This is a genomic window from Clostridium sp. X, from assembly GCF_055755365.1.
This window is the reverse complement of sequence record NZ_CM146912.1, coordinates 575,862-591,327: the sequence shown is the minus strand read 5'-3', so window position 1 is coordinate 591,327 and position 15,466 is coordinate 575,862. Positions and strand designations below refer to the sequence as shown.

Here is a 15,466-nt window from a genome sequence, read left to right as displayed (position 1 = left end):
CTTGGAGAGAGCAGAAAAAACAACAGCTAATCATAAGTAAATAGTTGCTAAACAGTAACTTAATGAAATTGTGATTAGAGAAGGAAAAGCTCTTAGAAAGATGACATCAACTAAAAAAAGTCGTTGACAAAACAACTTAAAGTTGATACAATAACTAAGCTGTCGAAAGGCAGTAAAGAAAACTTGGTCTTTGAAAATTAAACAGAAATTAAGGTGAATAAAATGCCAGTCAATAACTTTAAGTAATGAGTAACAGATTAAACTTTTAAATTGAGAGTTTGATCCTGGCTCAGGACGAACGCTGGCGGCGTGCCTAACACATGCAAGTCGAGCGATGAAGTTCCTTCGGGAACGGATTAGCGGCGGACGGGTGAGTAACACGTGGGTAACCTGCCTCAAAGAGGGGGATAGCCTCCCGAAAGGGAGATTAATACCGCATAACATTATCTTCTCGCATGAGAAGATAATCAAAGGAGCAATCCGCTTTGAGATGGACCCGCGGCGCATTAGCTAGTTGGTGAGGTAACGGCTCACCAAGGCGACGATGCGTAGCCGACCTGAGAGGGTGATCGGCCACATTGGAACTGAGACACGGTCCAGACTCCTACGGGAGGCAGCAGTGGGGAATATTGCGCAATGGGGGAAACCCTGACGCAGCAACGCCGCGTGAGTGATGAAGGTCTTCGGATTGTAAAGCTCTGTCTTTGGGGACGATAATGACGGTACCCAAGGAGGAAGCCACGGCTAACTACGTGCCAGCAGCCGCGGTAATACGTAGGTGGCAAGCGTTGTCCGGATTTACTGGGCGTAAAGAGTATGTAGGCGGATATTTAAGTCAGATGTGAAATTCCCGGGCTTAACCTGGGCGCTGCATTTGAAACTGGGTATCTAGAGTGCGGGAGAGGAAAGTGGAATTCCTAGTGTAGCGGTGAAATGCGTAGAGATTAGGAAGAACACCAGTGGCGAAGGCGACTTTCTGGACCGTAACTGACGCTGAGATACGAAAGCGTGGGGAGCAAACAGGATTAGATACCCTGGTAGTCCACGCCGTAAACGATGAATACTAGGTGTCGGGGGGTACCACCCTCGGTGCCGCAGCAAACGCAATAAGTATTCCGCCTGGGGAGTACGGTCGCAAGATTAAAACTCAAAGGAATTGACGGGGACCCGCACAAGCAGCGGAGCATGTGGTTTAATTCGAAGCAACGCGAAGAACCTTACCTAGACTTGACATCTCCTGAATTACTCGTAACAGAGGAAGCCCTTCGGGGCAGGAAGACAGGTGGTGCATGGTTGTCGTCAGCTCGTGTCGTGAGATGTTGGGTTAAGTCCCGCAACGAGCGCAACCCTTATCGTTAGTTGCTACCATTAAGTTGAGCACTCTAGCGAGACTGCCTGGGTTAACCAGGAGGAAGGTGGGGATGACGTCAAATCATCATGCCCCTTATGTCTAGGGCTACACACGTGCTACAATGGCCGGTACAACGAGAAGCAAACCCGTGAGGGGGAGCCAAACTAAAAAACCGGTCCCAGTTCGGATTGTAGGCTGAAACTCGCCTACATGAAGTTGGAGTTGCTAGTAATCGCGAATCAGAATGTCGCGGTGAATACGTTCCCGGGTCTTGTACACACCGCCCGTCACACCATGAGAGCCGGTAACACCCGAAGCCTGTGAGGTAACCGCAAGGAGCCAGCAGTCGAAGGTGGGATTGGTGATTGGGGTGAAGTCGTAACAAGGTAGCCGTAGGAGAACCTGCGGCTGGATCACCTCCTTTCTAGGGAGAAATGAAAGCTCACAGCTTTCATAGACTGGAAATAATTTATCCTTAATTCTGTTTAATTTTGAAAGACTAATGTCTTTCTAGGAAGCTAAACACTACGTGTTTGGCAAAGCGACCATCACAAATCGAAGATTTGGATGTCTGCTTCTGTTCTTTGAAAATTGCACAGTGAATATTAAGAAATCTACTATAACTAAGTAATTAGTTTTAGTAATAAATCTCACTCAGTATATCTGAGGAGTGAAGTCTTGTATAACATTTATGTTTACAAGCGTCTAACGATCAAGTTAGAAAGGGCGCACGGTGAATGCCCTGGCACTAGGAGCCGAAGAAGGACGCGATAAGCTGCGATAAGCTACGAGTAGGCGCACACAGCCTGTGATTCGTAGATTTCCGAATGGGGAAACCCACATGATAAACATCATGTACTATATACTGAATTCATAGGTATATAGAGGTACACTCTGGGAACTGAAACATCTAAGTACCAGAAGGAAGAGAAAGAAAAATCGATTCCCTCAGTAGCGGCGAGCGAAAGGGGAAGAGCCCAAACCAGAAACTTTGTTTCTGGGGTTGCGGATAGATCATAACGCTTCAATCTTTTTAGTCGAAGAGAACTGGAAAGTTCTGTCGTAGAAGGTAATAACCCTGTAGGCAAAAAGAAGAGAGAAGTAGATCTACTCCAGAGTACCACGAGACACGTGAAACCTTGTGGGAAGCTGGGAGGACCATCTCCCAAGGCTAAATACTACCTAGTGACCGATAGTGAAGCAGTACCGTGAGGGAAAGGTGAAAAGAACCCCGGAAGGGGAGTGAAATAGAACCTGAAACCGTGTGCCTACAATCGGTCGGAGCACGTTAATGTGTGACGGCGTACTTTTTGTAGAACGGGCCAGCGAGTTACGATATGTAGCAAGGTTAAGCACCTACGGTGCGGAGCCGAAGGGAAACCGAGTCTGAACAGGGCAACTAGTTGCATATCGTAGACCCGAAACCGGGTGATCTATCCATGGCCAGGATGAAGCGGAAGTAAAATTCCGTGGAGGTCCGAACCACGTTGGTGTTGAAAAACCATGGGATGAGCTGTGGATAGCGGAGAAATTCCAATCGAACTCGGAGATAGCTGGTTCTCCTCGAAATAGCTTTAGGGCTAGCGTCGGGTAATTAAGTAGTGGAGGTAGAGCACTGAATGGGCTAGGGGCTGACAACAGTTACTGAACCCTATCAAACTCCGAATGCCACATACTGGTACCCCGGCAGTCAGACTACGAATGATAAGATCCGTGGTCAAAAGGGAAACAGCCCAGACCATCAGCTAAGGTCCCAAAGTGTAAGTTAAGTGGGAAAGGATGTGGGATTTCTAAGACAACTAGGATGTTGGCTTAGAAGCAGCCACTCATTTAAAGAGTGCGTAATAGCTCACTAGTCGAGAGATCCCGCGCCGAAGATGTAACGGGGCTAAAACTTACCACCGAAGCTATGGATGTGTACTACGTACACGTGGTAGAGGAGCTTTCTGCACAGGTAGAAGCCATATCGTAAGGAGTGGTGGACAGTGCAGAAGTGAGAATGCTGGCATAAGTAGCGAGAAACAGGTGAGAATCCTGTTGGCCGAATATCTAAGGTTTCCTGGGGAAGGCTCGTCCTCCCAGGGTTAGTCGGGACCTAAGCCGAGGCCGAAAGGCGTAGGTGATGGACAACTGGTTGATATTCCAGTACCACCAAAATGCGTTTGACAAATGGGATGACGCAGGAGGATAGGATGTGCGCACTATTGGATGTGCGTCTAAGCACTTAGGATGTTGAGTAGGCAAATCCGCTCAATTTAAGTCTGAGGTGTGATGGGGAGCCCTATGGGCGAAGTATCTGATTCCACGCTGCCAAGAAAAGTCTCTATGGAGCAAATTGGTGCCCGTACCGCAAACCGACACAGGTAGATGAGGAGAGAATCCTAAGGCCGTCGGAAGAATTGCTGCTAAGGAACTCGGCAAATTAACCCCGTAACTTCGGGAGAAGGGGTGCCTCCGAGAGGAGGCCGCAGTGAACAGGCCCAAGCAACTGTTTATCAAAAACACAGGTCTCTGCTAAAGCGTAAGCTGATGTATAGGGGCTGACGCCTGCCCGGTGCTGGAAGGTTAAGGGGAATGCTTAGCGCAAGCGAAGGTATGAACTTAAGCCCCAGTAAACGGCGGCCGTAACTATAACGGTCCTAAGGTAGCGAAATTCCTTGTCGGGTAAGTTCCGACCCGCACGAATGGCGTAATGATTTGGGCACTGTCTCGGCAGCAAATCCGGTGAAATTGAAGTGCAAGTGAAGATGCTTGCTACCCGCGGTTGGACGGAAAGACCCCGTAGAGCTTTACTGTAGCTTAGCATTGCATTTCGGTATTGTCTGTACAGGATAGGTGGGAGACTAAGAAGCGAGAGCGTCAGCTTTCGTGGAGTCGTCCTTGGGATACCACCCTGACAGTACTGGAATTCTAACTGGCGGCCATGAATCTGGTCACAGGACATTGCTAGGTGGGCAGTTTGACTGGGGCGGTCGCCTCCTAAAAGGTAACGGAGGCGCTCAAAGGTTCCCTCAGCGCGGTCGGAAATCGCGCGTAGAGTGTAAAGGCAGAAGGGAGCCTGACTGCGACACATACAGGTGGAGCAGGGACGAAAGTCGGACTTAGTGATCCGGTGGTTCTGTATGGAAGGGCCATCGCTCAACGGATAAAAGCTACCTCGGGGATAACAGGCTGATCTCCCCCAAGAGTCCACATCGACGGGGAGGTTTGGCACCTCGATGTCGGCTCGTCGCATCCTGGGGCTGTAGTCGGTCCCAAGGGTTGGGCTGTTCGCCCATTAAAGCGGCACGCGAGCTGGGTTCAGAACGTCGTGAGACAGTTCGGTCCCTATCCGCCGTGGGCGTAGGAAATTTGAGAGGAGCTGTCCTTAGTACGAGAGGACCGGGATGGACTGACCTCTGGTGCACCAGTTGTTTCGCCAGAAGCACAGCTGGGTAGCTATGTCGGGAAGGGATAAACGCTGAAAGCATCTAAGCGTGAAGCCCACCTCAAGATTAGATTTCCCATAGCGTAAGCTAGTAAGATCCCTGGAAGACTACCAGGTTGATAGGTTAGGGGTGTAAGTGCAGTAATGTACTCAGCTGACTAATACTAATAGATCGAGGACTTGATCTAAATATTAAATTCACTGTGCAATTTTGAGAGAACAAAATTCTTTCAATGACACTCCTCAGCGTAGCTGATGAGTACTGGTTTGTTATCAAAATCGAAGATTTTGACAAACCAGCATCTGGTGATTATGGCGTGAAGGATACACCCGTACCCATCCCGAACACGATGGTTAAGCTTCACAGCGCCGATGGTACTGCACTGGAGACGGTGTGGAAGAGTAGGACATCGCCAGGTAAGCTAAAAACACTAAGCAGATGCTTAGTGTTTTTTATTTTTTTGTATAAATTTTATTTGACTTATGCACATCAGTTAAGGCTTGTGCAATGTATTTTAATGAGGTAGCTACTCTTTCTCTAAAGCAAATTCAACCGCTGAAATAGCATGTATTTTTGTTGTGTCAAAAATCGGAATACTAACATCTTTTTGTTTTATCAATAAAGGTATTTCTGTACAACCTAATATTACTCCTTCAACACCTTTTAACACTAAGTTATTTATTATGTCTTTATATTTTTCTTTTGAAGTCTCATTTATTATGCCTTTACATAGTTCCTCGAAAATAACTTCATGAATGATTTGTCTATCAGCTTCATCAGGTATAACAACGTCAATATTAAATTTATCCTTTAATACTTTTTTGTAGAAATCTCCTTCTATGGTAAACTTAGTTCCAATCAATCCAATTTTTTTCATTCCTTTTTCAATTACCTTCTCACCTGTTACTTCAGCTATATGTAAGACTTTTATTCCTACTCTATCTTCTATGTCACTTGCCATTTTGTGCATTGTATTAGTGCATATTATAATAAAATCAGACCCTCCATTTTTTAACTTCTCAGCAGATTTAACCATGATCTCAGTTAATTCATCCCATTTATCTTGGTGCTGTAATTGTTCTATTTCTTGAAAATCAACTGAATACATTAAGCATTTTGCAGAATGAAGTCCTCCTAATTTGAGTTTAGTAGTTTCATTAATAATTTTATAATACTCAAGTGATGATTCCCAACTCATTCCACCAATTAAACCAATTGTTTTCAATTAACACATCTCCTTTAGAATTTAAATTTTTTATTTAATAATGTTTCTATTTTGAAATCTAATAAAACATTAATTTAAACTTATATAATTGATCGTTTAATAATATTATACATTAGTATTACTCCATGTTTATTAATGCATTTGAAATTTCCTCAAATCTGTCATCATCTATACCAAGTTTTCTCTTGAATCTTTCATCCTCTATTCTGGAAATAATTATCTTAGTAGGAGATATTTGATTAACAACATTTTTTATCTTTTGAATTGATTCTTCATCATCGTTATAACCCTTAATGATAGTAATTTCCAGTAGAAATCTTCCTTTATATTGTTTATTAAAGAAAACCATGTTTGAAATATATTCTTCTAATGTATAGCCTTCAATTGGCCTTTGAATTTTTTGAAAATCTTCTTCTGAAATTGCTTTTATCTCTCCAATAATTTCGTCACACTTATTGGCTATTTGTATATATTCATCTCTCGCCAATAAATATCCGTTAGATAATAGTCTTATAGGTACTCCCTTACTTTTGATTAGATCAATAATATCACTAATTCGGCTATTTACAAAAGCCTCTCCCTTTGAATTAATATAAACCAATGCTGCTTTACAATTTTCTATCATACTTTCTAGTTCATTTAATGAATTATTCATTTCATCAAATGACTGTTGAGTATCTACTTTATTATATGATTTTCCAATAGGGCAGAATATACAGTCAAAGTTACAATGCTTTTCAGGCAGTATATTTACTTCCAGTACCCTTCTTCCATCTTCAATATAAATATTTTTATAACTGAAACCACTCATTACCGTATCCTCCTTAATAATATTTCATAGCACTATTCTAAAATAAATAAAATAAAAAAGCCCAAGGAAATATTTTTAGAATATCTCCCAGGCTTTTATCCTTCCGTGTACACAGTTATCTGTGCGTCTTCTCTCGGACCAGCCAGTTATAAATTGCGGAACCCTAGAAAACTAAACTATATAAACTTTTTTGTAAATTATCAGTTGCAACTTATTACCTAGTTTAGCATAATAGTAGATTTACATCAACTTAATATTATGCTTAGTAAAAGTTTACGAGTACGGCACAAAGTTGAAGGATAGCAAATCATTTTATCCAACATAACACTATATTTTAATTCATCTGATATGACTTTTCTTAAGTCCAACTATATAAAAACATATTAACCCAGAAATAATAACAGTTAATAATGGTATCAATTTTTTATTAATTAAATAAGATTGCTCTTTATTATTTTTAACTTTCTCTGTATTATCTAAACTGACATCAGCAGAAGTAATTGATACTTCACTATCTTCAGTCATCCTCTCCTGTGTTTCAAAGTATTTTCCTTCATTAATATACTTTTCATAACGAAGTACCATATTATATGGCTGGCTCACAAGCTTTAAGGTTTTATAATCATCAGAGGTAGTTTTGAATACCCAAGTATCATCAATGGTAGTTTCATTTAATAAAACTGCTACAAAAAAGTTTCCAGCTGTAGGTTTACTGTTTGTTCCATAATATTTATCAAATCTTTTAACTTGAATTTTCGAATCTTCCATACTTCCCGTCATAACGGTAGAAGGGATGATGCTGTATGTATCTGTATTAATACTAGTTATTCTTCCTATGAAGAGTGCTTTTGGTTTGTCAAACATAAGTGACTCTGGTATATCCCCTGCGTAAACAGTTGTATATATAAACAATATTATTATAATGATAGTAATAAAAATCTTTTTCATCACTCCAACTCCTCCTGTTTAGTTTTCCGATATTTTTTTAAAAAGACTAATTATATTTTGCTATATCTAAATTTAATTATACAACAAAATAGTGTAGTTATTGAAATATTTAACATGACTAAATGCAAATTGTTTATATGAAATAAAATCGTTTAATTTTATTTTGGCAGTAAAAGCTATGTAATTTGACCAATTAAGTCGTATATATTCAATGTAGCCAAGCATACATATCCTAGTGTATCAGTATGCTTTAAAGTAAGTATTAATGAGTATATTGAAGAAAGTATGATATTCTTTTAATTTAAAGACTAAATTTACATAAAGTTGTCGATAATTCTGTGATAAGATATTCCTTGTCGCTTCGAGAGAGCAAAGAAAAAACAGACACTGAGTATGAATCAACAGCTTTAAAACATTAGTTTATAAAGTAGTGATTAGATACCAAGGGTTAGGGATTTAAGGGTTCTTAAGAAAGATGACATCAACTAAAAAAGTGTTGACAAAACGTTTACAGGTTGATATAATGAATAAGCTGTCGAGAGATGGTGAAAAAAACTTGGTCTTTGAAAATTAAACAGAAATTAAGGTAAATAAAATGCCAGTCAATAACTTTAAGTAATGAGTAACAGATTAAACTTTTAAATTGAGAGTTTGATCCTGGCTCAGGACGAACGCTGGCGGCGTGCCTAACACATGCAAGTCGAGCGATGAAGTTCCTTCGGGAACGGATTAGCGGCGGACGGGTGAGTAACACGTGGGTAACCTGCCTCAAAGAGGGGGATAGCCTCCCGAAAGGGAGATTAATACCGCATAACATTATCTTCTCGCATGAGAAGATAATCAAAGGAGCAATCCGCTTTGAGATGGACCCGCGGCGCATTAGCTAGTTGGTGAGGTAACGGCTCACCAAGGCGACGATGCGTAGCCGACCTGAGAGGGTGATCGGCCACATTGGAACTGAGACACGGTCCAGACTCCTACGGGAGGCAGCAGTGGGGAATATTGCGCAATGGGGGAAACCCTGACGCAGCAACGCCGCGTGAGTGATGAAGGTCTTCGGATTGTAAAGCTCTGTCTTTGGGGACGATAATGACGGTACCCAAGGAGGAAGCCACGGCTAACTACGTGCCAGCAGCCGCGGTAATACGTAGGTGGCAAGCGTTGTCCGGATTTACTGGGCGTAAAGAGTATGTAGGCGGATATTTAAGTCAGATGTGAAATTCCCGGGCTTAACCTGGGCGCTGCATTTGAAACTGGGTATCTAGAGTGCGGGAGAGGAAAGTGGAATTCCTAGTGTAGCGGTGAAATGCGTAGAGATTAGGAAGAACACCAGTGGCGAAGGCGACTTTCTGGACCGTAACTGACGCTGAGATACGAAAGCGTGGGGAGCAAACAGGATTAGATACCCTGGTAGTCCACGCCGTAAACGATGAATACTAGGTGTCGGGGGGTACCACCCTCGGTGCCGCAGCAAACGCAATAAGTATTCCGCCTGGGGAGTACGGTCGCAAGATTAAAACTCAAAGGAATTGACGGGGACCCGCACAAGCAGCGGAGCATGTGGTTTAATTCGAAGCAACGCGAAGAACCTTACCTAGACTTGACATCTCCTGAATTACTCGTAACAGAGGAAGCCCTTCGGGGCAGGAAGACAGGTGGTGCATGGTTGTCGTCAGCTCGTGTCGTGAGATGTTGGGTTAAGTCCCGCAACGAGCGCAACCCTTATCGTTAGTTGCTACCATTAAGTTGAGCACTCTAGCGAGACTGCCTGGGTTAACCAGGAGGAAGGTGGGGATGACGTCAAATCATCATGCCCCTTATGTCTAGGGCTACACACGTGCTACAATGGCCGGTACAACGAGAAGCAAACCCGTGAGGGGGAGCCAAACTAAAAAACCGGTCCCAGTTCGGATTGTAGGCTGAAACTCGCCTACATGAAGTTGGAGTTGCTAGTAATCGCGAATCAGAATGTCGCGGTGAATACGTTCCCGGGTCTTGTACACACCGCCCGTCACACCATGAGAGCCGGTAACACCCGAAGCCTGTGAGGTAACCGCAAGGAGCCAGCAGTCGAAGGTGGGATTGGTGATTGGGGTGAAGTCGTAACAAGGTAGCCGTAGGAGAACCTGCGGCTGGATCACCTCCTTTCTAGGGAGAAATGAAAGCTCACAGCTTTCATAGACTGGAAACAATTTATCCTTAATTCTGTTTAATTTTGAAAGACTAATGTCTTTCTAGGAAGCTAAACACTACGTGTTTGGCAAAGCGACCATCACAAATCGAAGATTTGGATGTCTGCTTTTGTTCTTTGAAAATTGCACAGTGAATATTAAGAAATCTACTATAACTAAGTAATTAGTTTTAGTAATAAATCTCACTCAGTATATCTGAGGAGTGAAGTCTTGTATAACATTTATGTTTACAAGCGTCTAACGATCAAGTTAGAAAGGGCGCACGGTGAATGCCCTGGCACTAGGAGCCGAAGAAGGACGCGATAAGCTGCGATAAGCTACGAGTAGGCGCACACAGCCTGTGATTCGTAGATTTCCGAATGGGGAAACCCACATGATAAACATCATGTACTATATACTGAATTCATAGGTATATAGAGGTACACTCTGGGAACTGAAACATCTAAGTACCAGAAGGAAGAGAAAGAAAAATCGATTCCCTCAGTAGCGGCGAGCGAAAGGGGAAGAGCCCAAACCAGAAACTTTGTTTCTGGGGTTGCGGATAGATCATAACGCTTCAATCTTTTTAGTCGAAGAGAACTGGAAAGTTCTGTCGTAGAAGGTAATAACCCTGTAGGCAAAAAGAAGAGAGAAGTAGATCTACTCCAGAGTACCACGAGACACGTGAAACCTTGTGGGAAGCTGGGAGGACCATCTCCCAAGGCTAAATACTACCTAGTGACCGATAGTGAAGCAGTACCGTGAGGGAAAGGTGAAAAGAACCCCGGAAGGGGAGTGAAATAGAACCTGAAACCGTGTGCCTACAATCGGTCGGAGCACGTTAATGTGTGACGGCGTACTTTTTGTAGAACGGGCCAGCGAGTTACGATATGTAGCAAGGTTAAGCACCTACGGTGCGGAGCCGAAGGGAAACCGAGTCTGAACAGGGCAACTAGTTGCATATCGTAGACCCGAAACCGGGTGATCTATCCATGGCCAGGATGAAGCGGAAGTAAAATTCCGTGGAGGTCCGAACCACGTTGGTGTTGAAAAACCATGGGATGAGCTGTGGATAGCGGAGAAATTCCAATCGAACTCGGAGATAGCTGGTTCTCCTCGAAATAGCTTTAGGGCTAGCGTCGGGTAATTAAGTAGTGGAGGTAGAGCACTGAATGGGCTAGGGGCTGACAACAGTTACTGAACCCTATCAAACTCCGAATGCCACATACTGGTACCCCGGCAGTCAGACTACGAATGATAAGATCCGTGGTCAAAAGGGAAACAGCCCAGACCATCAGCTAAGGTCCCAAAGTGTAAGTTAAGTGGGAAAGGATGTGGGATTTCTAAGACAACTAGGATGTTGGCTTAGAAGCAGCCACTCATTTAAAGAGTGCGTAATAGCTCACTAGTCGAGAGATCCCGCGCCGAAGATGTAACGGGGCTAAAACTTACCACCGAAGCTATGGATGTGTACTACGTACACGTGGTAGAGGAGCTTTCTGCACAGGTAGAAGCCATATCGTAAGGAGTGGTGGACAGTGCAGAAGTGAGAATGCTGGCATAAGTAGCGAGAAACAGGTGAGAATCCTGTTGGCCGAATATCTAAGGTTTCCTGGGGAAGGCTCGTCCTCCCAGGGTTAGTCGGGACCTAAGCCGAGGCCGAAAGGCGTAGGTGATGGACAACTGGTTGATATTCCAGTACCACCAAAATGCGTTTGACAAATGGGATGACGCAGGAGGATAGGATGTGCGCACTATTGGATGTGCGTCTAAGCACTTAGGATGTTGAGTAGGCAAATCCGCTCAATTTAAGTCTGAGGTGTGATGGGGAGCCCTATGGGCGAAGTATCTGATTCCACGCTGCCAAGAAAAGTCTCTATGGAGCAAATTGGTGCCCGTACCGCAAACCGACACAGGTAGATGAGGAGAGAATCCTAAGGCCGTCGGAAGAATTGCTGCTAAGGAACTCGGCAAATTAACCCCGTAACTTCGGGAGAAGGGGTGCCTCCGAGAGGAGGCCGCAGTGAACAGGCCCAAGCAACTGTTTATCAAAAACACAGGTCTCTGCTAAAGCGTAAGCTGATGTATAGGGGCTGACGCCTGCCCGGTGCTGGAAGGTTAAGGGGAATGCTTAGCGCAAGCGAAGGTATGAACTTAAGCCCCAGTAAACGGCGGCCGTAACTATAACGGTCCTAAGGTAGCGAAATTCCTTGTCGGGTAAGTTCCGACCCGCACGAATGGCGTAATGATTTGGGCACTGTCTCGGCAGCAAATCCGGTGAAATTGAAGTGCAAGTGAAGATGCTTGCTACCCGCGGTTGGACGGAAAGACCCCGTAGAGCTTTACTGTAGCTTAGCATTGCATTTCGGTATTGTCTGTACAGGATAGGTGGGAGACTAAGAAGCGAGAGCGTCAGCTTTCGTGGAGTCGTCCTTGGGATACCACCCTGACAGTACTGGAATTCTAACTGGCGGCCATGAATCTGGTCACAGGACATTGCTAGGTGGGCAGTTTGACTGGGGCGGTCGCCTCCTAAAAGGTAACGGAGGCGCTCAAAGGTTCCCTCAGCGCGGTCGGAAATCGCGCGTAGAGTGTAAAGGCAGAAGGGAGCCTGACTGCGACACATACAGGTGGAGCAGGGACGAAAGTCGGACTTAGTGATCCGGTGGTTCTGTATGGAAGGGCCATCGCTCAACGGATAAAAGCTACCTCGGGGATAACAGGCTGATCTCCCCCAAGAGTCCACATCGACGGGGAGGTTTGGCACCTCGATGTCGGCTCGTCGCATCCTGGGGCTGTAGTCGGTCCCAAGGGTTGGGCTGTTCGCCCATTAAAGCGGCACGCGAGCTGGGTTCAGAACGTCGTGAGACAGTTCGGTCCCTATCCGCCGTGGGCGTAGGAAATTTGAGAGGAGCTGTCCTTAGTACGAGAGGACCGGGATGGACTGACCTCTGGTGCACCAGTTGTTTCGCCAGAAGCACAGCTGGGTAGCTATGTCGGGAAGGGATAAACGCTGAAAGCATCTAAGCGTGAAGCCCACCTCAAGATTAGATTTCCCATAGCGTAAGCTAGTAAGATCCCTGGAAGACTACCAGGTTGATAGGTTAGGGGTGTAAGTGCAGTAATGTACTCAGCTGACTAATACTAATAGATCGAGGACTTGATCTAAATATTAAATTCACTGTGCAATTTTGAGAGAACAAAATTCTTTCAATGACACTCCTCAGCGTAGCTGATGAGTACTGGTTTGTTATCAAAATCGAAGATTTTGACAAACCAGCATCTGGTGATTATGGCGTGAAGGATACACCCGTACCCATCCCGAACACGATGGTTAAGCTTCACAGCGCCGATGGTACTGCACTGGAGACGGTGTGGAAGAGTAGGACATCGCCAGGTAAGCTAAAAACACTAAGCATTTGCTTAGTGTTTTTTTATTTTAAGTAGAAGTAAAGAGCCTTGCTGATTATATTGGCGCGGCTCTTTTGCTTAAATAATTCTTGCAATAGCCCCTCAGTAGATGATCTATTAAAAGCTGTAAACATAATCTATGAATATTAATATTATGAATAGAGGATATAAAGTTAAAAAGTGATTATTCTTAGACTGAATTTGGAGGCATGAGAATGAATGAGAGAGATATAATCAAGACTATGAAGATTCCTGAAGAATTAAATAGAATAATAGATAGTTGTGAGAATATTATTATTCCGAGATCTAGAGAACACTTATTTCAGCTTGCTTTAGGTGGCACAGAGAATAAATACTTTGAGGTAGCTTATGATGTTCCAGGTAAGGGAAGAGAAGTGGAAGCAACTGTGGCACTGTGTAAAAATGGAGTAGTAGTAAACTATTCAGATACCTACTTAAGGCGAAGAGATCCAAACTGCATGATCATAGGTGATGATAAGCCCTCTGATAAAGATTATTATAATGATAGATATGGTGAGAGTTTTACAAAAACAAGAGAGGAGACTATTAACTGGCTTTCTAATCAGGATTTAATAATAATGCCTTTTATGGCAGGGGGAAAGGAAGTTGGATACCCTGCTATTCTAGTAGCTCCTTCTAATGCAGGATTTTTTGCAGCAGCACTTGCTGATTTGCAGGGATTTGTAGCTGCTGACGAGATAAAGGAAGGCTTTAAGATAGAAGCTGTAATATATTTAGCACCTCCTTTTAGGCATACTCATTTTGATAGAAAACAAATAGTAGTTCATAATAGATGCGATGATATTTATGAAATGTTTGCATATAATTTATACCCGGGTCCCAGTGCAAAAAAAGGTGTCTATGGATTCTTATTAACAAAAGGTGAAGATGAAGATTGGGTAACTTTGCACGGATCAACAGTTAAGATAATAACTCCTTATGAAAATAGTGTTATTATAATGCACGAAGGTGCTAGTGGCAGTGGTAAGAGTGAAATGACTGAGCAACTTCATAGAGAACCGGATGGTAGTATTTTAATTGGAACTAATATTGTAAACAATGAAGAAATTCATATGTATCTTAATGAAAGTTGTAGACTAAACCCTGTAACAGATGACATGGCGCTTTGCCACCCAAAACTTCAAAATGGAACAAAAAAACTAGTTACGAAAGATGCTGAAAATGGTTGGTTTATAAGAACAGATCATATAACTAAGTATGGAACAGATCCTTATCTTGAGAGCATATGTATAAAGCCAAAAGAGCCTTTGATTTTCTTGAACTATGATAGTGTTCCAGGATCAACTTGTCTTTTGTGGGAACCTATTATGGATGAATCAGGAAAACCGTGCCCTAATCCAAGGGTTATAATGCCAAGAAGATTAATTGATAATATTATTCATGAACCTGTAAAAGTTGATATAAGAAGTTTTGGTGTAAGGACACCACCGTGTACAAAAGAGAATCCTACTTATGGTATATTAGGATTATTTCATATATTACCTCCAAGTTTAGCTTGGTTATGGAGACTTGTATCACCTAGAGGTCACGCAAATCCTAGTATAACTGACTCAGAGGGAATGCATAGTGAAGGGGTAGGTTCATACTGGCCATTTTCTACAGGAAGAAGAGTAGATCAGGCGAACCTTTTACTAAAACAGATTATTAATGCAAGCGACACTGGATATATTCTTGTACCAAATCAATATGTTGGTGCATACAAAGTAGGATTCATGCCTCAGTGGCTTGCTAGGGAATATTTTGCAAGAAGAGGTGGAGTTAAGTTTTCTCCTAATAGATTGGTAGAATCAAAATGTCCTCTCTTAGGATTTTCAATAAGTAGGTTAAAAATAGATGGAACAGAAATACCAAGAGAATTACTAAATGTAAGATTACAACCAGAGGTTGGAGAAGAAGGATATGACTATGGGGCAATGCTTCTTGAGAATTTCTTTAAGGATGAACTAAAAAAATTTTTAACTGATGATTTAGATACATTAGGAAGGAAGATAATTCAGTGCTGCCTAGATAATGGAGGAATAGAGGATTATTTAAACCTAATTCCAACAGAAAAATAGCAGATGTGTAGAAAATTGAATT

At 43.0% G+C, this 15,466-nt stretch carries 4 protein-coding genes, 6 rRNA genes and 1 riboswitch; of the genes, 7 read left to right on the top strand and 3 right to left on the bottom strand.

The window, feature by feature from the left end; all coding sequences use genetic code 11:
• The first annotated feature begins 266 nt into the window (after nt 1-266).
• The 3 genes from ACX0KU_RS02895 (at nt 267) to rrf (ACX0KU_RS02885) (ending at nt 5,197) form a co-directional block, all read left to right on the top strand.
• Nucleotides 267-1,775, top strand: a 16S ribosomal RNA gene (locus ACX0KU_RS02895).
• Nucleotides 1,776-2,061: 286 nt separating this feature from the next.
• Nucleotides 2,062-4,966, top strand: a 23S ribosomal RNA gene (locus ACX0KU_RS02890).
• Between the two features lie 114 nt (nt 4,967-5,080).
• A 5S ribosomal RNA gene (rrf, locus tag ACX0KU_RS02885) occupies nt 5,081-5,197 on the top strand.
• The 16S, 23S and 5S rRNA genes sit together here, the layout of an rRNA operon.
• A 108-nt stretch (nt 5,198-5,305) precedes the next feature.
• Here the strand turns inward: rrf (ACX0KU_RS02885) and ACX0KU_RS02880 are convergent.
• The 3 genes from ACX0KU_RS02880 to ACX0KU_RS02870 form a co-directional block, all read right to left on the bottom strand.
• Complete coding sequence (locus ACX0KU_RS02880) at nt 5,306-6,004, bottom strand: aspartate/glutamate racemase family protein (RefSeq protein ID WP_472991421.1); 699 nt, start codon at nt 6,002-6,004, stop codon at nt 5,306-5,308.
• Nucleotides 6,005-6,122: 118 nt separating this feature from the next.
• Entirely contained in the window at nt 6,123-6,815 is a 693-nt protein-coding gene (locus ACX0KU_RS02875; protein ID WP_472991420.1) for a radical SAM protein, read from the bottom strand.
• An 82-nt stretch (nt 6,816-6,897) separates the two neighbouring features.
• Nucleotides 6,898-6,993: riboswitch (guanidine-I (ykkC/yxkD leader) on the bottom strand.
• 161 nt (nt 6,994-7,154) lie between these two features.
• Nucleotides 7,155-7,763 (bottom strand): hypothetical protein, encoded by a 609-nt coding sequence (locus ACX0KU_RS02870; RefSeq protein ID WP_472991419.1) that lies wholly within the window; start codon nt 7,761-7,763, stop codon nt 7,155-7,157.
• Nucleotides 7,764-8,402: 639 nt separating this feature from the next.
• Between ACX0KU_RS02870 and ACX0KU_RS02865 the strand changes: the two genes are divergently transcribed.
• From ACX0KU_RS02865 to ACX0KU_RS02850, 4 genes are all read left to right on the top strand, one after another.
• A 16S ribosomal RNA gene (locus ACX0KU_RS02865) occupies nt 8,403-9,911 on the top strand.
• Between the two features lie 286 nt (nt 9,912-10,197).
• A 23S ribosomal RNA gene (locus ACX0KU_RS02860) occupies nt 10,198-13,102 on the top strand.
• Between the two features lie 114 nt (nt 13,103-13,216).
• A 5S ribosomal RNA gene (gene rrf, locus ACX0KU_RS02855) occupies nt 13,217-13,333 on the top strand.
• A gap of 227 nt (nt 13,334-13,560) precedes the next feature.
• Nucleotides 13,561-15,444 carry a DUF4914 family protein gene (locus ACX0KU_RS02850; RefSeq protein ID WP_472991418.1) on the top strand — a complete coding sequence of 628 codons (1,884 nt, stop codon included), beginning with the start codon at nt 13,561-13,563 and terminating at the stop codon, nt 15,442-15,444.
• Nucleotides 15,445-15,466: the final 22 nt, after the last annotated feature.

Excerpts from the sequence above, each read along its gene's own strand:
- ACX0KU_RS02875 (WP_472991420.1), bottom strand. The coding sequence starts at position 6,815 with ATGAGTGGTTTCAGTTATAAAAATATTTATATTGAAGATGGAAGAAGG.
- ACX0KU_RS02870 (WP_472991419.1), bottom strand. The coding sequence starts at position 7,763 with ATGAAAAAGATTTTTATTACTATCATTATAATAATATTGTTTATATAT.
- ACX0KU_RS02850 (WP_472991418.1), top strand. The coding sequence starts at position 13,561 with ATGAATGAGAGAGATATAATCAAGACTATGAAGATTCCTGAAGAATTA.